Genomic DNA, 19,935 nt, shown 5'->3' with positions numbered 1-19,935 from the left:
CCGGTGCCGCGCGGGAACACGGCCACGGGTGGATCAGCCCCGGCCGACGTACGGCATCGCGGTCGCCAGTACCGTCGCGAACTGCACATTGGCCTCCAGCGGCAGCTCCGCCATGTGCAGGACCGTCCGCGCCACGTCGTCCGCCGCCATGACCGGCTCGGCGGCCACCTCGCCGTTGGCCTGGAGGATCCCCGAACTCATCCGCTCCGTCATGTCGGTGGCCGCGTTGCCGATGTCGATCTGCCCGCAGGCGATCCGGTACGGCCGCCCGTCCAGCGACAGCGACTTCGTCAGGCCGGTCACCGCGTGCTTCGTCGCCGTGTAGGCGATGGAGTGCGGGCGCGGCGCGTGGGCCGAGACCGAGCCGTTGTTGATGATCCGGCCGCCCTGCGGGTCCTGTTCCCTCATCAGGCGGTACGCCGCCTGCGCGCACAGGAACGTCCCCGTCAGATTGACGTCCACCACCGTCCGCCAGTCCTCGTACGCCAGGTCCTCGACGGGCGTCGCGCGCGGTCCGAACGTCCCCGCGTTGTTGAAGAGCAGGTCCAGCCGGCCGAAGCGGTCCCGTACGGAGCTGAAGAGCGCCGCCACCTCCTCCGGGTCGCTCACGTCGGCGGGCAGGCACACCGTGGTGGCCTGGCCGGCCGCGGCGGCCGTCTCCTCCAGGGCGGCGGCCCGCCGGCCCGCCAGGGCCACCGTCCAGCCCGCGCCCGCAAGGGTGAGGGCGACGGCCCTGCCGATCCCCGATCCCGCACCTGTGACGACAGCGATTCTCTGCTCAGCGTTCATGGCCCGGCAGCGTACGGGAGGTTTCACGGCGGCCGGCACCCGGTGCTCATCACACCGCCATAAGGATGTTGTGTACCCGCCAACGGCCGGTCGTCGCCCCGCACTCCAATGCCTCTGACAACATCCGGCAGGGGAGGGGCACATGACACCCGCACAGCTCAGCAGGACGCCCGGACAGCACGGCCATTCCGCCGAACTGCGCCTCGCCGCGCAGCGGCTCGGCTCCGGTGTGGGCCGCCGCCGGTTCCTCACCGTCACCGGTGCCGCCGCCGCACTGGCCTTCGCGGTCAACCTGCCCGGCGCGGGCACGGCGGCCGCCGCCGAGCTCGACGCCCGGAAGATCACCGAGGACCCCTTCACCCTCGGGGTGGCGTCCGGGGACCCCCTGCCGGACTCCGTGCTCCTGTGGACGAGACTCGCGCCCCGCCCGTACGAGGCCGACGGCGGGCTCCCCGCCGCGCGCGTCGTGGTCCGCTGGGAGATCGCCCGCGACGAGCGCTTCCGGCGGGTCGTCCGGCGCGGAGCCGCCACCGCCCACCCGGAATTCGGGCACAGCGTCCACGTGGACGTGGACGGCCTCGACTCCGACCGGAATTTCTACTACCGCTTCCGTGCCGGCAGCTGGACCAGCCCCACCGGCCGCACCCGCACCGCACCCGCCCGCGGCGCCCGCAACAGCTCCCTGACCCTGGCCGCAGTCTCCTGCCAGGCCTACCACGACGGCTACTTCACGGCCTATCAGCACCTCGCGGACGAGGACGTCGACGTGGTCTTCCACCTCGGCGACTACCTGTACGAGTACGCGGTCACCTCCGTCGGCGGCGCCCGCAAGTACACCGACCGCGTCCTGCCGGACCACTACAACCGGGAGACGCTCACGCTGGAGGACTACCGCATGCGGTACGGCCTCTACAAGTCCGACCCCGACCTGCGCGCCGCCCACGCCGCGCACCCCTTCGTCGTCACCTGGGACGACCACGAGACCGAGAACAACTACGCGGGCGAAACCCCGGAGAACAGCGTCCCCCCGGAGGAGTTCCTGCTGCGCAGGGCCGCCGCCTACCGCGCGTACTGGGAGAACCAGCCGCTGCGCACCCCGCAGCGCCCCACCGGCCCCGACATGCGGCTCTACCGCCGGCTGCGCTTCGGGCGGCTCGCCCAGTTCGACATCCTCGACACCCGCCAGTACCGCAGCAACCAGGCGTACGGCGACGGCTGGAAGGTCCCCGGACCGGAGTCCGAGGACCCCTCGCGCACCATGACGGGGGCCGCCCAGGAGCGCTGGCTGCTCGACGGCTGGAAGACCTCGGACGCCCGGTGGAACGTCGTGCCGCAGCAGGTCACCTTCGCCCAGCGGCGCGACGTGCCGACCGACGCCTACAAGCTGTCCATGGACTCCTGGGACGGCTACCCGGCCTCCCGTGAGCGCGTCATGGACGGTGCGGAGGCCGCCGGGATCGAGAACCTGATGGTCCTGACCGGCGACGTGCACGTCGGTTACGCCTTCGACCTCAAGAAGGACTTCGACGACCCGGCGTCCCGGACCGTCGGCACGGAGGTCGTGGCGACCTCGATCGCCAGCGGCAAGGACGGCTCCGAGAAGCCGGCCAACTGGAACAACCTGACCCAGGCCAACCCGCACATGAAGTTCTACAACGGCCGCCGCGGCTACGCGCTCGTCACTCTCGGCACGGAGCAGGCGCGGGCCGACTTCCGCACGGTGTCGGCGGTCACCACACCCGGGGCGCCGGTCACCACGGCCGCCTCCTTCGTGACCGAGGCCGGGAACCCGGGGCTCACCCCCGCGTAACCCGGCCCCGGGCCGCCCGGCGTCAGGCGCGGTCGTCCGCGGGGTAGCGGACGCCGACACGGTCACGTACCGCGTCGAGCGTCCGCATCACGGCGAGCGAGCCCTCCAGCGGCACCAGCGGGGACTCCTTCTCGCCGGCCAGCAGCGCGCGCGTCACCTCGGCCGCCTCGTACTGCATGCCCGTCAGGCCCTGGGGACCCGGGCCCGTGACGACCTTCTCGGGCTCCCGGCCCGCCCGGTGGAGGAGGAAGTGCTCCGGGTGGAAGAAGCCCTGCGGGAAGTCGATGCGCCCCGCCGTGCCGGTGACCGACGCGACGGTCGGCAGGTTCCCCACGATCGAGCAGCTCAGCAGCGCCGTGGCACCCGACTCCCAGCCCAGCAGCATCCCCGTGTTCAGGTCGACACCCTCCGGGGAGAGCAGCGCGTCCGCCTGCACCCGGTCCGGCTCGCCCAGCAGCAGCTGCGCGAACGACACCGGGTAGACCCCGAGGTCCAGCAGCGCGCCGCCGCCCAGCGCGGGATCGCGCAGCCGGTGTTCGGCGCCGAAGTCACCCGCGAAGCCGAAGTCGGCCTGCACCGTGCGGATCTCGCCGATCGCGCCGTCCGCCACCAGCTCGGTCATCCGGCGGATGAGCGGATTGCAGTACGTCCACATGGCTTCCATCAGGAACAGCCCGCGCTCCCGGGCCAGATCGACCAGCTCCCGCGCCTCGCGCTCGTTGAGCGTGAACGCCTTCTCGCACAGCACGTGCTTGCCGGCCCGCAGAGCGAGCCCGGCCGCTTCCCGGTGCGCCGAGTGCGGGGTGGCGACGTACACGACGTCGACGGTGTCGTCGGCGACGAGCTCCGCCCAGCTGCCGTACGCCCGCTCGATCCCGAACCGGTCGGCGAACGCCTTCGCGGAGGCCTCGCTCCGGGACGCGACGGCCACGACCTCGGCCCCCGAGTCCTTCATGGCCAGCAGGTCCGCCGTGAACGTCGCGGCTATGCCGCCCGTCGCCAGAACTCCCCAACGCACAGTCCCGCTCATGCCCGCCCGCCCTCACCCGAAAAAGGTATCGACCACTACGACTGACCTGAGAGCATAGATGCGGATTCAACGAAGCGGAGACGAGGATGCCGGACAGCGGCGTGAGCCGGGCCCAGCAAGAAGACGAACACATACCGACGAGCAGCAAGGGCGCCGTACACGACGTCCCGGCCACCACCCCCACCGCCGCGGGTGCCCCGGCCGCCTCCACGACCACCACCTCCACGACCACCGCACGCCGGGCCGGGATTCTGGTCACCCTCGTGCTGGGCGGGCTCACGGCACTGCCGCCCCTCTCGATGGACATGTACCTCCCGGCGCTCCCGGAGGTCACCGACGCCCTGCACGCCCCGGCGGCGACGGTCCAGCTCACCCTGACGGCCTGCCTCACCGGCATGGCACTCGGCCAGCTCGTCGTCGGCCCCATGAGCGACCGCTGGGGACGGCGCAAGCCGCTGCTCCTCGGCATGGTCGTCTACGTGCTCGCGACCGCGATCTGCGCCGTCGCCCCCACCGCGGAACTCCTCATCGGTTTCCGTCTCCTCCAGGGACTCGCGGGCGCCGCCGGCATCGTGATCTCCCGGGCCGTCGTACGTGACCTGTACGACGGCGACGAGATGGCCCGGTTCTTCTCCACCCTGATGCTCATCTCGGGAGTCGCGCCGGTCATCGCGCCCGTGATCGGCGGCCAGGTACTGCAGTTCACCGACTGGCGCGGCATCTTCGTCGTCCTCACCGTCGTGGGCATCCTGCTCACCCTCGTCGTCTGGAAGTGGCTCCACGAGACGCTCCCGGCGGCCGAGCGGCACACCGGCGGCGTCGGCGACGCGCTGCGCACCATGCGCGGGCTGCTGGCCGACCGGGTGTTCACCGGCTACATGATCGCGGGCAGCCTCGCCTTCGCGGCGCTCTTCGCCTATGTGAGCGCCTCACCGTTCGTCGTGCAGGAGATCTACGGGGCTTCTCCGCAGACCTTCAGCCTGCTCTTCGGGATCAACTCGATCGGGCTGATCGCCGTCGGCCAGATCAACGGCAAGCTGCTCGTCGGACGGGTCAGCCTGGACAAGGCGCTCGGCGTCGGCCTCACCGTCATCTCGGTCGCGGCGGTCGCGCTGCTGCTGATGACCTCCGGGGTCTTCGGAGAGGTGGGCCTGGTGCCGGTGGCCGCCGGGCTGTTCGTGCTCATGTCCGCGATGGGCCTCGCGATGCCGAACACCAACACCCAGGCGCTGATGCGCACCAGGCACGCGGCCGGCTCCGCCTCCGCACTGCTGGGGACCTCGCAGTTCCTGATCGGGGCCATCGCCTCGCCCCTCGTCGGGATCGCCGGCGAGAAGACAGCCGTACCCATGGCCGTGGTGCAGGTGGTCTGCGCCCTGTCCGCGGCGGCGTGCTTCCTGCTGCTGTGCCGGCCGTGGCGGAACACGCGCGCATAGATGTGGCGGAACACGCGCGCATAGATGCAGCGGCGACGGACCCCGCCCACCGGCTGCGGAGGGCGGGGCCCCCTGCGCCTACAATTCGGCGGTGAACGCCACCCTCCCCACCGCGGAAGCCCTGCGTGCGGCGCTGGCCGCCCTGCTCGACGGGCTGCCCCCGACGCAGGCCGCCCAGGCCGTCGACCGGCTGATCGCCAGCTACCGCGGGACCACCCCGACCGACGCCCCGATCCTGCGGGACCGCTCGGACGTCGCCGCGTACGCCGCCTACCGGATGCCCGCGACGTTCGAGGCCGTACGGTCCTGTCTCGCCGCACTCCGCGAGGCCGCGCCGGACTGGTCGCCCGCCACCCACACCGACTTCGGGGGCGGTACCGGCGCGGCGACCTGGGCGGTCGCCGGGGCCTGGGACGGGGCGCGCACGACGGTCCTGGACTGGTCCGAGCCGGCCCTCGCGCTCGGCCGTGAGCTGGCCGCGGCCTCCGGCATCCCCGCGCTGCGGGACACTGCCTGGGAGCGGGCGAGGATCGGGACGGCGCCGGCGCCGGCGGCCACGGACCTGGCCACCGTCAGCTACGTACTCAAGGAGCTCACCCCCGCCGACCGGGCCGCTCTGGTGGACGCCGTCGCCGGTGCGGCGCAGGCCGTGGTGATCGTGGAGCCCGGCACCCCCGACGGATACGACCGGATCATCGAGGCCCGCGACCGGCTGATCGCCGCGGGGCTGAGCGTCGCCGCGCCCTGCCCGCACAACGACGCCTGCCCGATCGAGCGCGGCACCGACTGGTGCCACTTCTCGGCGCGGGTCAGCCGCTCGTCGCTGCACCGGCAGGTCAAGGGCGGCTCACTCAGCCACGAGGACGAGAAGTTCAGCTACGTCGTGGCGACCAGGTTCGCCACCGACCCGGTCGGCGCACGGGTCATCCGCAGGCCCCAGATCCGCAAGGGGCAGGTGCTGCTGGAGCTCTGCACCCGGGACGAGGGCCTGCGCCGCGCCACGGTCACCAAGCGGCACGGCGCGCTCTACCGTGCCGCCCGGGACACCGCGTGGGGCGACGCCTGGCCCCCGCCCGAGGAGCGCTAGGTCCGCAGCTCCTGGGTGCAGCACTTCACGCTGCCGCCGCCCTTGAGCAGTTCGCCCAGATCCATCGGGACCGGGTCGAAGCCCCGGTCCCGCAGCGGGTCGAAGAGCCCGGTCGCGGCCTGCGGCAGCAGCACATGGCGCCCGTCGCTGACCGCGTTGAGGCCGAGTGCGGCGGCGTCCGCCTCCTCGGCCAGCAGCGCGTCCGGGAAGAGCCGGGCCAGCACGGACCGGCTGCCCGGCGAGAAGGCCCCGGGGTAGTACATGATCTCGTCCGCCGCGTCGTCCAGTACGCACAGCGCGGTGTCCAGGTGGTAGTAGCGCGGGTCCACCAGATCGAGACCGATCACCGGGCGCCCGAAGAACTCCTGCGCCTCGTCGTGGGAGAGCGGACTGGACCGGAAGCCGCGCCCGGCCAGCAGGTACGAGGCGGTCACGGCGAAGTCGCCCTCGCCCTCGTTGACATGGGCCGGCTCATGGATCTCCGTGAAGCCGTTCGCCCGGAACCACTCCCGGTGCGCCTCGGCCTCCGCGTACCGCTCCCGGTAGGCGAACAGGGCGCCGAGCACCCTGCCGTCGATCACGGTGGCCCCGTTGGCGGCGAACACCATGTCGGGCAGGTCGGGGCGGGGGGTGAGGAGCTCCACGGTGTGGCCGAGGGCCCGGTAGCGGTCGCGCAGGTCCTCCCACTGGGTGGTGGCAAGGGGCAGATCCACGGGTTTCGACGGATCCATCCACGGATTGATGGAGTACGTGACCTCGAAGTGGGACGGGGCGCACATCAGATAGCGACGAGGGGTGGCGTCACGGGTCAATGCAGGCTCCTCGCGAACGGCGGCGTTCGGCCGCGGAACGGTGGGACGCGCACGGGTGTGTGCGTGAGTTCATGGTGCGCCGCGCCGCGCCGTCGCGCTGTGATCCGTTCGGGTGGTTCGCCGGCCACACGCTCCTTCCCGGGCGCGAGGCGCCGGCCGGGGCGGACAGGACGTGCGGCAGGCAAGACGATACGTATCGGACCGTCCGGCTCTAGGATGGCCGGATGGCAGCTCAGAAGGCACCCGACTCCAGCCGTCGCAGCGACCGCTCCCGCCGCGCGATCTGTGACGCCGCACTCGCGCTCGTCGGCGAGGTGGGCTACGCGAAGACGACGATCGAGGGTATCGCCGCCCGGGCCGGCGTCGGCAAGCAGACGATCTACCGCTGGTGGCCGTCGAAGGCGGCCGTACTCCTGGAGGCGTTCACCGAGGAGAGCACCCGCCACTCGGAGGAGCTGGGCGAGGCCGGCGAGGACGGCGCGTACGGGATCCCCGACACCGGCGATCTGGCGGCCGACCTCAAGCTGGTCCTGCGGGCCACGGTCGACGGGCTGAACGATCCGGTGAGCTCGGCACCCACCCGGGCCCTGACAGCCGCGGGGCTCATGGATCCCGCGCTCGGGACCCAATTCGTCGAAAAACTGCTCGAACCGCAGCTCCAGTTGTATGTCACACGCCTGCGAGCCGCCCAGGAGGCCGGCCAGGTGCGCGCGGACATCGATCCGCGGATCGCGCTGGAGCTCCTGATCGCCCCGCTCACCCACCGCTGGCTGCTCAGAACCCTTCCGCTCACCCATGCGTACGCGGACCAGATCGTCGACCTCACCCTGCGCGGGCTCCTGGCCCAGCCCTGAGCCCGACGGCACATTCCGTTACATTCCGTACGAGTGTGCCGACCTCTGCGCAACCGCCCGAGCACCCCGCTTGGGAACTCTGGCCACCCCAGGAGCAGGATGGTGGGACCATGGAGAGGAAACCGCTGAGGTGAGGGGATAGATGGGCGCCGATTCCGGCCGCTATCGCGGCACAGAGGGCAGGATTTCCCAGTGGCTGCGCAGGCGGCCGAAACCGCAGCCGGAAGCCGACGACGCGGCCCGGCTGGCGCTGCTCCTGGCCGTCGCCGAGGCAGGAATGCCCATCTCGCCCGCGGCGCACCCCTCCGGATACCGGTGTTCGTGCGAGCGCGTCGGCTGTCCGACTCCCGCGCGGCACCCCGTCTCGTTCGCCTGGCAGACGCAGTCCACGACGGACCGCGCCCAGATCGAGCGCTGGGCCGCCAACCAGCCGCTGGCCAACTTCATCACCGCGACGGGCCTGATCCACGACGTCCTCGACGTCCCCCTCAGCGCGGGGCGCGCCGCCCTCGACCGGCTCATCGCCGCAGACATCGACGTAGGCCCGGTGGCCCAGTCGGGCAGCGACCGGATGCTCTTCTTCACCGCAACCCGGGGCACCCCCGACGACGAGGACGAGTGGTGGCCCTGCGAGCTGGACTGCCACCCCGAGACCATGGACGAGCATCCCGGACTCCGCTGGCACTGCCGTGGCAGCTATGTCCTCCTGCCACCCGCACGGCTCCCCGGTGAGCTGGACGTGCACTGGATCCGTGGCCCGGAGAACCCGCTGCCCGATCCGCTGACCCTGCTCGAGACGCTCACCGACGCCTGCGCCCAGTACGCCGACACGGCCGACGCGAGCGACCTCGACCACGACGCGGTGGCCTGGCCGCTCAGCCGCTGAGCCCCGGTCCCGAGCGGGTGAACTTCGCGACCGCGGCGGGCGTGACCGGGGTGAAGAAGTTCACCAGGTTGTCGTCGGGGTCGCGGAACAGGAGCGAGCGATTGCCCCAGGGCATCGTGGTGGGCTCCTTGACGAAGTTTTCCACCACCCCGGTCAGGTTCTCGTGAACGCGGTCCACGTCGTCGACGAGGAATTCGAGGATGACGCTCCGGTTCTCGGCCGGGCCGGCGGAGCCGGGTGAGAACAGCGGGACCGTGCGTGTGCTGCCGATCGCGAGGGTGGCCGAGGCGGTCCTGATCTCGGCGAAGTCCTCGGTGGCCCGGTCGGCGGTCACTCCGGTGGCACGCTCGTAGAAGTCGACGAGGCGGGCGATGTCGTCCGTGATGACGCGGACAGAGACGAAGTTCAAGGGTGTTCTCCTGGTCGTTCGGTGCTTCTGACCGAACGCTACGAGCAATACCGGGCGGAACCCGCCCGGTATATCGGAGAGACTTCTGGACATGCCCCGTCCTGTCGCCCGTGTCCTCACCCTGCTGGAACTCCTGCAGTCCGGAGGCCTCCGGACCGCGTCCGAACTCGCCGGCCGGCTCGGCGTCGACGAACGCACGGTGCGGCACTACATCGGCCACCTCACCGACCTGGACGTGCCCGTCGAGTCGGTGCGCGGCCGCTACGGCGGCTACCGGCTCGCCCCCGGCCATCGCATGCCCCCGCTCATGCTGAGCGACGACGAGGCGCTCGCCGTGCTGCTCGGCCTCGTCGGTGGGCGATGGGCAGGAGCGGCCTCCGCGACCGGCACGGCGGGTGACACGGCGACGGCCAAGATCCGACGCGTACTGCCCGAGCGGCTGCGCCTCAGGCTCGACGCACTGCTCGGTGCCCTCGCCTTCACCGCTCCGCCCGGCGAAGCGCTCGTCCCGGACTCCGGGATCCTGCTGCCGGTCGCCGACGCGGTGACCCACCACCGGCCGGTGTCGATCCGCTACACCGCGTCGGACGGCCGTCGCAGCGAGCGCACGCTGCACCCTCATGGGCTCGTCGCCCACTCGGGCAAGTGGTACCTGACGGCCGCGGATCTCACGGCGGGCGAGGACCGGACGTTCCGGCTGGACCGCATCACGGACGTGAGGACCCTGCCGGGCTCGTTCGAGCCGACCGAGGGACCCGACCCGGCGGAGCGCCTGCTGACGGCGCTCGCCACGGCGCCGTACCGGTACGAGGTGAGCCTCCGCGTCCAGGGCACGGCCGAGCACATCCACGCCCGGCTCCCCGCCGGCATCGCGCTCGTGGAGGACCCGCCGCCCCCGGGAGACGGGAAACCCGGGGACGGGGGGCCGGGGGAAGCGGAGCCGGGAGACGCGGATACAGGAGACGCCGACACGGAGACCGACGGCTGGTCCCGCGTCCGACTGCGCGTGGAGCGGCTCGACTGGCTGCCCGCCGTGCTCGCCTCGCTCGACCGGCCCTTCGTCATCGAACGCCCGGACGAGCTCCGTGACCTCGTCGCAGCCTTCGCCGAACGGCTCAGGCGCTCAGCCCGGCGGGACCCGCGAGACGGCTGACGGCCTCAGGAGCCCTGCGCCGCGATCAGACCGGGCAGCCGGTTCAGCACGCGGACCTTGCCGTCCGTGCCCCCCGCGTCCCCCGCGGCCTTCCTGGGCACGTAGACCAGCTGGCTGGAGACCCGTTCCTTGGTCAGGGTGCGCTTCACCTCGCCGGTCAGCAGCGCATCGACGTCCTCGGTGACGGTCGGCCGCAGGCCCTCCGCCGCCGTCTGCCGCTCGAAGTGCTTGCTGCTGAAGAAGACCAGCGCCCCGCCGTCCTCCGTCGTCAGACCCAGTGGCGCGAACGTCCCGGAATCCAGCGCCTGGTCGACGTACTGGTAGGAGAACCCCGCCCTGCGGGTGTTCTTCCGCGACTCCCGCCAGCCCGAGGTCATCGACCCCGGGGCGAACACGTCCGGCGCGCCGTCCTTGAGGTAGCCCGTGTACGTGGTGCTCAGCTCCGACGGCGGGGTAGCCAGCGCCGCGTCCGTGTCCGCCGAGGGCACCGGCTCCGCCCAGCCGTCCGCGTCCTTGCGGAACTCGGGGATCTCGGACGCGGAGGCGACCGCCAGATAGGAGACCTTCCAGAGCGCGTCCGGCGCGGTGCGGACGAACGTCAGCAGCCAGCGGGTGTCCTGCTTGCCGCCGTCCTGGTCGCGGTTGGAGTCCGTGTCCGCGACGAACCAGCGCGGCCAGCCCGCCTTCTTGGGAATGACGTAGGAGGCGTCGGTCAGCTCCAGGGGCTTGTGGTCCGGGTTGCCCTCCGGACTGTTCTTCTGCCGCGCGGCCAGGCCGGCCTGGTTGATCGCGCCGAGCGGACCGGTCACCCGGTCCTCGTCGAGCGCCGGATCGTATGCCTTGTCCGCCTCGTTGTACGCGACGAGGAAGTCCTCCAGGGCCTTCGCGGCCTCGGACTTCGTCGCACCCGGCACGACTTCCAGTTCACCGTGCACCGTCACGCAGCCGCTCGCCGTCACGACCAGTACCGTCGTCGTCGCGAGCCCCGCCGCCAGCCGCCCCAGCCTTGTCATCCGTCGCCTTCTGCGCCTTCTGCTCCGTCATCCGCACCGACGGCCTGAACCCTACCGGGACGGTGAACGGCGCGAGCGACGGGATGAGATACGGCGCCCAACCGTGACAGGAGGTGTGCCGGCCGGATCAGGGGCCGGGTGCGCACCCCGCCGGTGCGGCCCTGGGGCGTCGGGAGACGCCGCACGGTGCTTGAATGCGGAGGTGAACGACTTCGAGGTACCCGACGGCATCGACGTACTGCGCGTGTTCTGCGGCCCGGACGGCCGCCACGGCAACGCGCTGGGCGTCGTGCGCGACGGGCGCAGGTATCCCGACAACGAGTCCCGGCAGGCGCTCGCGGGGAAACTCGGCTTCAGCGAGACGGTCTTCGTGGACGACCCGGAGCGCGGCACCGTCGACATCCGCACGCCCGGGCTGCGGCTGCGGTTCGCGGGGCATCCGCTCGTCGGCGCGGCCTGGCTGCTCGACCTGGAGGTCCTGGAGCTGCCCGTCGGGGACGTGACGGCCCGCCAGGACGGCGAGTTCACCTGGATCACGGCCCGCCCGGAGTGGGCACCCCCGAGGACGCTGGAGCGTTACGCCTCCGTCGCCGACGTCGAGGCGTTGTCGGGCCCGCCGCCCGGCGAGGGCTGGCTCTACGTCTGGGCCTGGGAGGACGAGGCCGCCGGCCGCGTACGGGCACGGGCCTTCCCGCGGCGCGACGACGGGATCGACGAGGACGAGGCGACGGGGGCGGCGGCCATGCTGCTCAGCGCCCAGCTCGGCCGTGCCCTCAACATCACACAGGGACGCGGCTCCCAGATCCTCACCGCGCCCGCGCCCGACGGCACGATCGAGGTCGGGGGCCGCGTCGCCCTGGTGACCGGCACCGTCGCCAGGCGGTAGCCGGAGCGGCGGCGATATCAGTCGCGCGGCGGAGGGCGGAGATCCCTCGCTCCGGCGATCCGCCGGAGAGCCGCCCGCCCCAGGATGAGTGGTGTTCCCGCCGGGCCCACCGAAGCCCCGGCGACCACCCTGGAGTTGGGGAATTCATGACGAACACCCGAACGCTCATGCTCGCGGTGCCCGCGCTCACCTTCACCTACGGCCTGTTCCGGATCGCGGACGGACTGGACGGCGAGCGGGGTCCCGGCCCCGCCTGGACCCTCGGCCATCTGGCGTTCTGCGCGGCACTGGTGCTGTTCGCGGTGGTGTTCCGCCGGCTGAGGGCGCTCGCCCCGTCGGGCGACCGCGTCGCGGCGGTGACGTACTGGGCGGCGACGGCCGGAGCCGCAGTCCTCCTGGCGCAGTTCGGGATCGATCTGGTGGCGGGTGCGGTGTCCGAGAGTCACCTGGAGATGTCCCGGTTCACGGAACGGGTGTCGGAGGTGCCCGGTGTGGCACCGGTCGTCTACGACTTCGGCCCGTACCTCTTCTATGTGGGCATGCTCGCCCTCGTCGTGCGGCTGGCCGTCCTCCGGGTGGTCAAGCCGTGGACGGCGCTCCTCGTCCTCGCCGACCTCGTGATGCCGCTGGCCGACAAGGACCTGATCCCGGTGGGAGCACTGCTACTCTCCGTCTCCTTCGTGCAGATCGCGCGGGTGATGGAGTCGCGGCAGGCGGCCTCCGGCGCGGCGGACGACCGTGGCGCGGGGCGTCCGGCGGTGGCCGGTGCGCGGTGACCTCAGGGGGAGCGGTGACCTGGACGGACCTGGGCGCGCGGGCGGACCGTGTGCGGGAGGGGCTCCGCGCCCTGCCCCCGCGCGCCGTCGACACCGGGCTCGCGGCCCTCGTGGCCGCCGCCCAGCTCTGGCCCTTCGCCGCGCGGGCCGACGAGGGCGGCGGATCGTGGAGCGGCTGGGGCGTCCTGGTGGTGCTGGGCTCGGCGGCGCCGCTCTACTGGCGGCGCGACCACCCGGTACCGGTACTGATGGTGAGTCTCGCGGCGATCAGCAGTTACGACTACGTCGGCGAGGTGCCGTCCCAACCGGTCTGGTACGCGGCCCTGGTGGCGATGTACACGGTCGCCGAGCGCTCGGGGCGGTGGGCCAGGATCACGGTGGTCGCCACGACCGTACTCGGCAGCTTCGCGCTGGCCTCCTCCGAATCCGGGCTGCGGATGAGCGTGCTGTGCGTCGCGGGCTACGCGCTCGGCAGGGCGGCTGCCGCCGGCCGGGCGCACACCGAACGGCTGGAGCACGAGCGCCGGGCGGAAGCGGAGAAGGCCGCACTCGCCGAACGCGCCAGGATCGCCCGGGACATGCACGACATCCTGTCCCACGCGGTGAGCCTGATGGTCGTCCAGGCCGAGGCCGGACCCGTGGTCCTGGCCAAGGACCCGGTGCGCGCCGAGCGCGCCTTCGACGCCATAGCGGGTGCGGGACGCGATGCGATGGTGCAGCTCAGAGGGATCCTCGAGGTGCTCGACCCGGACCGGGCCCCGCAAGCCGAGCGCGCCCCTCAGCCCGCTCTCGCCGACCTGCCCCTGCTGGCCGCCGGATCGGGCCTCACGGTCGCGTGCACCCGGACCGACGGCTCGGGAGCCACCGTCGACTACCCGCGGCCTGACGGGGCCGGCCTGCCTCCGCTCGCCCCGCACGTGGAGACCGCCGCATTCCGCATCGCCCAGGAGGCGCTGACCAATATCGTCAGGCACGCGGGCACCGACCGTGCCCGGCTCCACCTCCACTGGCAGGAAGACCGAGGCATCGTGCAGCTCGACATCACCGACGACGGCCCGGCCACCGGGCAGCGACCCGCCCGCCTCCTCCCCTCCGGCGGCCGCGGTCTGATCAACATCCGGGAACGGGCGCGTGCGTGCGGCGGGACCGCCGAATGCGGTCCCCGTACCGACGGCCCCGGCTTCCGGGTCCGCGCCCGCCTCCCGCTCCTCCCCCCGTCATGAACGGCGGTACGGGGGACGGGCCGCTGCGTGTGGTCGTCGCCGACGACCAGGAACTGGTCCGGGCCGGCTTCGCGATGATCCTGGACGCCCAGCCGGACATCGAGGTCGTCGCGGAAGCGGCCGACGGCGCCGAGGCGATCGCGGCGGTACGGACCCACACCCCGGACGTCGCACTGCTCGACATCCGTATGCCGGGCATGGACGGCCTCACCGCCACCGCCGAGATCTGCGCCACCACCGCCACCCGCGTGATCATCCTGACCACCTTCGACCTCGACGCGTACGTGTTCGAGGCGCTGCGCGCGGGGGCGAGCGGCTTCCTCCTCAAGGACGTCCGGCGCGACGACCTCGCCCACGCGGTCCGGGTCGTCGCGGGCGGCGAGTCCCTCCTCTCGCCGTCCGTCACCAGCAAACTCATCGCCCACTGCACCGGTGCGTCCGCCGGGGTGCCGCCGCTCCCGGACCCGCGTCTCGACTCCCTCACCGCGCGCGAGACGGAGACCCTGCGCCTGCTCGCCCGTGGCCTCACCAATCCTGAGATCGCCGCGACCATGGTCATCAGCGAACACACCGTGAAGACCCATGTCAGCAACATTCTCGCCAAGCTCGGCCTCCGTGACCGCATCCAGGCGGTGATCACGGCGTACGAGGCAGGGCTGGCGGTCCCGGGCCGCGGGGTCCGCTGAACCCCACGATCACGCGCTGAGCGGGAACACCTCGCCCAGCTCATGGAAGACGGCGGTGTTCAGCGCGAACGCGCGCTTGCACTCCTCGACGATGCGCTGCTTCTCCAGGTCGTCGGCGTCCACCGCGTCCAGCAGCTCCCGGTACTCCCGCTTGAAGGCGGCCGGGTTGGGGATCTGCTCGAAGACGTAGAACCGCACCCCGTCGCCCTTGCGGTCGAAGCCCCAGGTCTTCTCCGCGGTGCCACGGATGATCTGGCCGCCCGAGAGGTCCCCGAGGTAACGGGTGTAGTGGTGAGCGATGTATCCGGCGGGCCACTCACGGGCGCACCCGGCGACCCGCGCGGCGTACGCGGCGGTGGCGGGCAGCGGCTCCAGCCCTTCGCGCCACCCCTCGCCCCGCAGGTGGGCGAGGTCGCGCTCCAGTGCGGCCGTGCGCATCAGCTCCGGCTGGACGAAGGGCCCGGCGACCGGGTCCTCGCGCAGGGCCTCCGCACCGTCCTCCAGCGCCCGGTAGACGAACCACAGCTGCTCGGTGTAGCGCGTGTAGGCCTCCACACCGAGGCGTCCGCCCAGCATGTCGCCCATGAAGGCCGAGGTCTCGGCCTCCGTGTGCTGCTCGTGCGAGGCGGTGCGGATGAGGGTCGAGAAAGGCGTGGTGGTGGCGGTCGAGTCCAAGGCGGGCCTCCGGGGACCGAGGGGGACGGGAAGTCCGGACAGAACATATGAACCGGTAGCAGCCGTACACGCCGCCGCGCACCGATACGCCGATCTTCCTGCTTAGGCTTACCTAAGTCAACAGGTTCCCGACTGCCTGTCGGTAAAACCGGCCCGCTACGGAAGCGTGAGGATCTCCGCCCCGGTCTCGGTCACCACCAGTGTGTGCTCGAACTGCGCGGTCCGCTTCCGGTCCTTCGTCACCACGGTCCAGCCGTCGTCCCACATGTCGTAGTCATGGGTGCCGAGCGTGAGCATCGGCTCGATCGTGAACGTCATCCCGGGCTGCATCACGGTCGTCGCGTGCGGGCTGTCGTAGTGCGGGATGATCAGCCCGGAGTGGAACGAGGAATTGATCCCGTGCCCCGTGAAGTCCCGCACCACCCCGTAGCCGAACCGTTTCGCGTACGACTCGATGACACGCCCGATCACATTGATCTGCCGGCCGGGCCGGACCGCCTTGATCGCGCGGTTCAGCGACTCCCGGGTGCGCTCGACCAGCAGTCGCGACTCCTCGTCGACGTCCCCGCAGAGGTAGGTGGCGTTGTTGTCGCCGTGCACACCGCCGATGTACGCCGTGACGTCGAGGTTCACGATGTCGCCGTCCCGCAGCACGGTGGAGTCGGGGATGCCGTGGCAGATGACCTCGTTGAGCGAGGTGCAGAGCGACTTCGGGAAGCCCCGGTAACCGAGGGTCGACGGGTACGCCCCGTGGTCCACCATGAACTCGTGGGCGACCCGGTCGAGTTCGTCGGTGGTGACCCCCGGGGCGATGAGCTTCGCGGCCTCCTCCATCGCCTGCGCCGCGATACGGCCCGCGCTCCGCATGCGCTCCACGGTGTCGGAGTCCTGGATCTCCGGCCCGGTGTACGGCGTGGGGGCGGGCTTCCCCACGTACTCGGGGCGCCGGATCTTTCCGGGGACGGAACGGACGGGAGTGATCTCCCCTGGTACGAGAAGCGACTGGCCAGACATGTCAGCGAGTCTAACCAGCGCCCTCGGGGCACCATGGCAGAGAGGAAAGGATCCTGCGATGGCCCTGTTCAAGAAGCGCACGGTGGGCAAACCGGGCGAATGGTACTACTGCCTGGAGCACAAAAAGGTCGAGGAGGGCCCCGAGTGCCCCGGCAAGGACCGCTTCGGCCCGTACGCCACCCCGGGGGAGGCCCAGCGCGCGATGGACACGGCGCGTGAGCGGAACCTGGAGTGGGAGACCGACCCGAAGTGGCACGACCGCACGGAGCGGCCGACGGACGAGGCGCCCGACTAGACCGGCGGTCAGGCTGTCGGAGTCTCTTCCGGGCGGACGCCCACGGCACGCCGCCGTGCGGCGTCCTCGTCCGTCGCGGAGTCGTACGTGAGGAGCTTCGGCAGTGCCACGGCCAGCAGCGCGACCGAAGCGACACACGCCACGCCGCCCGACCAGACCGCGGCCCTGGTGCCCGTCCAGCCCGCCATCGCCCCGGCCCTGACCTGGCCGAGCTGTGGGCCGACGCTGTACGAGAGGACCTCGATCCCGGCGAGCCTGCCCCGCAGCTCGTCGGGGATGGTCTGGTTCCAGATCGTGGAGCGCCCGAGCCCGCTCAGCATGTCGCCCGCGCCCGCGACCCCCAGGCAGCACAGCACCAGCCAGATGTTCCCGGACCATCCCGCCGCCGCGATCGCCAGACCCCACACCGCGGCGCCGCCCACGACGAACAGCCCGTGCCGGCGCACCCGTGAGGTCCAGCCACTGGTCAGCCCGAGCAGGAGTGATCCCACGGAACCGGCGGCGTACATCAGGCCCAGCGACCACTCCGCGTCCAGCTCGTCCGCCAGGAACGGGAAGATCGCATTCGGGAAGGCGAAGAACATCGCCGCGAGGTCGATCGCGTACGTCCCCAGCAGCACCGGACGGCTCCAGGCGTACCGCGCGCCCTCGGCGATCCCGCGCAGCGACGGCTTCTCCGCGTCATGGGCGGGCGGCGCCGGCGACAGCCGCAGGCAGAGCAGCACCGAGACACCGAACGTGACGACGGTGACGCCGTACGCGGTGGCGTGCCCCGCGTAGGCCACCACCACGCCGGCCAGCGAGGGGCCCGCGATCGCACCGACCTGCCAGCGCAGGGAGTTCAGCGCGGCGGCTGCGGTCTGCTGGCCGTGCGGGACGATCCTGGCCATCAGCGAGTCCAGCGCGGGCCGCTGCAGCCCCGCCAGTGCGGAGACCCCGCCGGCCACCAGGTACAGCGGCCAGAGCGCGGGCTCGGGAGCGAGGGCGTTCGCCAGCAGTACGACGGCCAGCAAACCCAGCCCGGCCTCCGTGCCCAGGATGACCTTGCGCCGGTCGGCCGAGTCGGCGAGCGCCCCTCCGTACAGCCCGAAGACCACCAGCGGCACGAGCTCCACGGCGCCCATGGCCCCGACGGCGAGCGGCGACCCCGTGAGGTCCTTGATCTGGAGCGGCAGCGCGACCAGGGCCATGAAGCTGCCGAAATAGGTGATCAGCCCCTGGATCCACAGCAGCCGGAAGTCGGCGGAGGAGCGCCAAGGGGAGAGATCGGGCAGCAGACGAGGGGTCACGGGGACTCATGCTCGGCCGCCCACGGCCCTTCGGGCAACCCATTTCCGCCGTCGTGGGGACAGGCCCTTCACCAGCGGGCCGGGGGCGGGGCCGTCAGCTGGTCGGCCAGGCGGGAGAGGCGGTCGCGGAACGTCCGGCGGCCCCGGGTGGACGGGGCGCCGTTCTCCCCGGCGGCCGCGCTGACCAGGTGCTGGACCGTGTCCAGGTCGACGTCGTCGCCGTCGCGGACCGTGAGCGCCTCATGGGCGAGGCCCCGCACCTCCGGGTCGCCGCCGTCCAGCGCGAGCACCGTCGCCCCTGCCCGCCGCGCGTCGTGCACCCGCTCCAGCAGGCCGCCGTCCGGCTGTTCGGGCGCCACCACGAGCAGCGTCTCGCCGCGCCCGGCCGTCTCGATCCGGCCCAGACCGACGGCCAGGTGCACCGGGTCGTCCGGCTCCACCCGGTGGCGTACGAGCGTGGGCCGCAGTTGCGGCAGACCCGACCACGTGGACTCGTCCACCAGGTGCGCGGCCATGTGCCACGGCTCGTAGTCCTCGGTCCCCACCAGCAGCAGCCCGCCCCCCTGCGGCACGACCGACGCCCGCAGGGTCCGGGCGAACCCCCGGGCCGCCGCCGGCCACTCCGTCCCGGCGAGCACTTCACGCAGCAACGCGACACGTACGGCATCCATGGCCCGGCATCATGCCGCTCTCCCGGCGCCTCGGCCGCCCGGTCGCGTGCGATCCACCCGAACGGGAACGGCCGGCCGTGATACGCGTCGCACAGCCACGGGGTGAGGGTGCGGCCTCGCCACCTGGCACTAGTGTCGGCGCCATGACTACGAATGACGCCGGCAGCGCCCCCAAGCCCCCCGCCAAGGACCCCTGGGACCTCCCCGACGTGTCGCACCTGACCGTGGGCGTACTCGGCGGGACCGGCCCCCAGGGCCGCGGCCTCGCCTACCGCTTCGCCCGCGCCGGGCAGAAGGTCGTCATCGGCTCGCGCGCAGCCGACCGAGCCGAGGCCGCCGCCGCCGAACTGGGCCACGGGGTCGAGGGCGCGGACAACGCGGAGTGCGCGCGCCGCAGCGACGTCGTGATCGTCGCCGTGCCGTGGGACGGCCACGCCAAGACCCTGGAGTCGCTGCGGGAGGAGCTCGCCGGGAAGCTCGTCGTCGACTGCGTCAACCCGCTCGGCTTCGACAAGAAGGGCGCCTACGCCCTGAAGCCCGAGGAGGGCAGCGCCGCCGAGCAGGCCGCCGCCCTGCTGCCCGGCTCCCGGGTCACCGCAGCCTTCCACCACCTGTCCGCGGTGCTCCTCCAGGACGAGACGATCGACGAGATCGACACCGATGTGCTGGTGCTGGGGGAGGCGCGCGCCGACACCGACACCGTGCAGGCGCTCGCGGGCCGTATCCCCGGGATGCGCGGCATCTTCGCCGGCCGGCTGCGCAACGCGCACCAGGTCGAGTCGCTGGTGGCGAACCTGATCTCCGTCAACCGCCGCTACAAGGCACACGCGGGGCTGCGCACCACCGACGTGTGAGGCCCTGCCCGGAGCCGAACCGGGCATGAGGGACACTGGACGGGACCGAGCACCATCCCCGGACAGGAGCACCAGCCCTCATGCCCCGCCTCGCTCTCTACGCCACCATCGTCTGTGCCCTCACCGTCGTCGCGGCCGTGGTCTCCTTCGTCCAGGGCAGCGTCCTGCCCGGCGTCGTATGGGTTCTGCTGGCCGGTCTCTCCTCGAACATGGCGTGGTTCTACCTGCGCCGGCACAAGGCGGGATCCCGCGCCGAAGCGGCGTGAGGACCGAGGGCCTCTCGTCCG

The 19,935-nt window shown here is 72.1% G+C and carries 21 protein-coding genes and 1 pseudogene; 13 read left to right on the top strand and 9 right to left on the bottom strand.

All coding sequences use genetic code 11. From position 1 onward, the window contains the following. Positions 1 to 33: 33 nt before the first annotated feature. Complete coding sequence (locus tag AB0P41_RS00870) at positions 34 to 789, bottom strand: SDR family oxidoreductase (RefSeq protein WP_365929260.1); 756 nt, start codon at positions 787 to 789, stop codon at positions 34 to 36. A gap of 142 nt (positions 790 to 931) precedes the next feature. Here AB0P41_RS00870 and AB0P41_RS00865 point away from each other — a divergent pair, with 142 nt between their 5' ends. Beyond that, positions 932 to 2,599 carry an alkaline phosphatase D family protein gene (locus AB0P41_RS00865; RefSeq protein ID WP_356707440.1) on the top strand — a complete coding sequence of 556 codons (1,668 nt, stop codon included), beginning with the start codon at positions 932 to 934 and terminating at the stop codon, positions 2,597 to 2,599. A gap of 22 nt (positions 2,600 to 2,621) precedes the next feature. Here the strand turns inward: AB0P41_RS00865 and AB0P41_RS00860 are convergent, their stop codons facing one another. Next, positions 2,622 to 3,629, bottom strand: coding sequence for a Gfo/Idh/MocA family oxidoreductase (locus AB0P41_RS00860; RefSeq protein WP_356707439.1), 1,008 nt, complete (start codon positions 3,627 to 3,629; stop codon positions 2,622 to 2,624). 86 nt (positions 3,630 to 3,715) lie between these two features. Between AB0P41_RS00860 and AB0P41_RS00855 the strand changes: the two genes are divergently transcribed. Both AB0P41_RS00855 and AB0P41_RS00850 read left to right on the top strand, forming a co-directional pair. Next, positions 3,716 to 5,065 (top strand): Bcr/CflA family multidrug efflux MFS transporter, encoded by a 1,350-nt coding sequence (locus AB0P41_RS00855; protein WP_356707438.1) that lies wholly within the window; start codon positions 3,716 to 3,718, stop codon positions 5,063 to 5,065. 91 nt (positions 5,066 to 5,156) lie between these two features. Then, positions 5,157 to 6,152: a small ribosomal subunit Rsm22 family protein gene (locus AB0P41_RS00850; protein WP_365929258.1), complete on the top strand. Its 996-nt coding sequence runs from the start codon at positions 5,157 to 5,159 to the stop codon at positions 6,150 to 6,152. Here AB0P41_RS00850 and ddaH read toward each other — a convergent pair. Beyond that, a pseudogene (ddaH, locus tag AB0P41_RS00845) lies at positions 6,149 to 7,021 on the bottom strand (dimethylargininase); the annotation flags it as partial. The gene AB0P41_RS00850 and the pseudogene ddaH sit on opposite strands and share 4 nt — an antisense overlap. A gap of 167 nt (positions 7,022 to 7,188) precedes the next feature. Here ddaH and AB0P41_RS00840 point away from each other — a divergent pair. Beyond that, positions 7,189 to 7,818, top strand: a complete 630-nt coding sequence (locus tag AB0P41_RS00840; protein WP_356707436.1) for a TetR/AcrR family transcriptional regulator — start codon at positions 7,189 to 7,191, stop codon at positions 7,816 to 7,818. A 142-nt stretch (positions 7,819 to 7,960) separates the two neighbouring features. Then, positions 7,961 to 8,704 carry a bifunctional DNA primase/polymerase gene (locus tag AB0P41_RS00835; protein ID WP_365929256.1) on the top strand — a complete coding sequence of 248 codons (744 nt, stop codon included), beginning with the start codon at positions 7,961 to 7,963 and terminating at the stop codon, positions 8,702 to 8,704. Here the strand turns inward: AB0P41_RS00835 and AB0P41_RS00830 are convergent. Continuing rightward, positions 8,694 to 9,113 carry a VOC family protein gene (locus tag AB0P41_RS00830; protein WP_365929254.1) on the bottom strand — a complete coding sequence of 140 codons (420 nt, stop codon included), beginning with the start codon at positions 9,111 to 9,113 and terminating at the stop codon, positions 8,694 to 8,696. The two genes, AB0P41_RS00835 and AB0P41_RS00830, sit on opposite strands and share 11 nt — an antisense overlap. A 91-nt stretch (positions 9,114 to 9,204) precedes the next feature. Between AB0P41_RS00830 and AB0P41_RS00825 the strand changes: the two genes are divergently transcribed. Then, on the top strand, positions 9,205 to 10,266 hold the full coding sequence (locus tag AB0P41_RS00825) for a WYL domain-containing protein (RefSeq protein WP_365929252.1): 1,062 nt from the start codon (positions 9,205 to 9,207) through the stop codon (positions 10,264 to 10,266). Between the two features lie 5 nt (positions 10,267 to 10,271). On the opposite strand, the gene AB0P41_RS00820 is transcribed toward AB0P41_RS00825, so the two are convergent. Next, positions 10,272 to 11,279 (bottom strand): hypothetical protein, encoded by a 1,008-nt coding sequence (locus AB0P41_RS00820; RefSeq protein WP_356707432.1) that lies wholly within the window; start codon positions 11,277 to 11,279, stop codon positions 10,272 to 10,274. Positions 11,280 to 11,481: 202 nt separating this feature from the next. Between AB0P41_RS00820 and AB0P41_RS00815 the strand changes: the two genes are divergently transcribed. From AB0P41_RS00815 to AB0P41_RS00800, 4 genes are all read left to right on the top strand, one after another. Beyond that, positions 11,482 to 12,165, top strand: a complete 684-nt coding sequence (locus AB0P41_RS00815) for a PhzF family phenazine biosynthesis protein (protein ID WP_365929250.1) — start codon at positions 11,482 to 11,484, stop codon at positions 12,163 to 12,165. 146 nt (positions 12,166 to 12,311) lie between these two features. Next, on the top strand, positions 12,312 to 12,941 hold the full coding sequence (locus tag AB0P41_RS00810) for a hypothetical protein (RefSeq protein WP_365929248.1): 630 nt from the start codon (positions 12,312 to 12,314) through the stop codon (positions 12,939 to 12,941). A gap of 14 nt (positions 12,942 to 12,955) precedes the next feature. Beyond that, positions 12,956 to 14,164 (top strand): histidine kinase, encoded by a 1,209-nt coding sequence (locus tag AB0P41_RS00805; RefSeq protein WP_365929246.1) that lies wholly within the window; start codon positions 12,956 to 12,958, stop codon positions 14,162 to 14,164. Beyond that, positions 14,161 to 14,850, top strand: coding sequence for a response regulator transcription factor (locus AB0P41_RS00800; RefSeq protein WP_356707428.1), 690 nt, complete (start codon positions 14,161 to 14,163; stop codon positions 14,848 to 14,850). The genes AB0P41_RS00805 and AB0P41_RS00800 overlap by 4 nt, the downstream gene beginning before the upstream one ends. A 9-nt stretch (positions 14,851 to 14,859) precedes the next feature. Here AB0P41_RS00800 and AB0P41_RS00795 read toward each other — a convergent pair whose 3' ends face one another. Both AB0P41_RS00795 and map read right to left on the bottom strand, forming a co-directional pair. Next, positions 14,860 to 15,525, bottom strand: coding sequence for a biliverdin-producing heme oxygenase (locus AB0P41_RS00795; protein WP_356707427.1), 666 nt, complete (start codon positions 15,523 to 15,525; stop codon positions 14,860 to 14,862). 156 nt (positions 15,526 to 15,681) lie between these two features. After that, the gene (map, locus tag AB0P41_RS00790) at positions 15,682 to 16,539 is read right to left on the bottom strand and encodes a type I methionyl aminopeptidase (RefSeq protein WP_365929244.1); all 858 of its coding nucleotides are present in this window, start codon (positions 16,537 to 16,539) and stop codon (positions 15,682 to 15,684) included. Between the two features lie 58 nt (positions 16,540 to 16,597). Here map and AB0P41_RS00785 point away from each other — a divergent pair, with 58 nt between their 5' ends. After that, positions 16,598 to 16,834 (top strand): hypothetical protein, encoded by a 237-nt coding sequence (locus AB0P41_RS00785; RefSeq protein WP_365929242.1) that lies wholly within the window; start codon positions 16,598 to 16,600, stop codon positions 16,832 to 16,834. A gap of 8 nt (positions 16,835 to 16,842) precedes the next feature. On the opposite strand, the gene AB0P41_RS00780 is transcribed toward AB0P41_RS00785, so the two are convergent. Further along, complete coding sequence (locus AB0P41_RS00780; protein ID WP_365929240.1) at positions 16,843 to 18,123, bottom strand: MFS transporter; 1,281 nt, start codon at positions 18,121 to 18,123, stop codon at positions 16,843 to 16,845. 68 nt (positions 18,124 to 18,191) lie between these two features. Next, positions 18,192 to 18,794, bottom strand: a complete 603-nt coding sequence (locus AB0P41_RS00775) for a hypothetical protein (RefSeq protein WP_365929239.1) — start codon at positions 18,792 to 18,794, stop codon at positions 18,192 to 18,194. A 143-nt stretch (positions 18,795 to 18,937) separates the two neighbouring features. On the opposite strand from AB0P41_RS00775, the gene npdG reads away from it, so the two are divergent. Both npdG and AB0P41_RS00765 read left to right on the top strand, forming a co-directional pair. After that, on the top strand, positions 18,938 to 19,648 hold the full coding sequence (gene npdG, locus AB0P41_RS00770; protein ID WP_365929237.1) for an NADPH-dependent F420 reductase: 711 nt from the start codon (positions 18,938 to 18,940) through the stop codon (positions 19,646 to 19,648). 80 nt (positions 19,649 to 19,728) lie between these two features. Then, complete coding sequence (locus AB0P41_RS00765; RefSeq protein WP_356707421.1) at positions 19,729 to 19,914, top strand: hypothetical protein; 186 nt, start codon at positions 19,729 to 19,731, stop codon at positions 19,912 to 19,914. Positions 19,915 to 19,935 lie beyond the last annotated feature (21 nt).

The sequence above is a fragment of the Streptomyces sp. NPDC079167 genome (assembly GCF_040686735.1).
In the GTDB taxonomy this organism is placed as follows: Bacteria; Actinomycetota; Actinomycetes; order Streptomycetales; family Streptomycetaceae; genus Streptomyces.
Note: the sequence above shows the minus strand (reverse complement) of the source record. Positions and strands in the feature narration are given on the sequence as shown.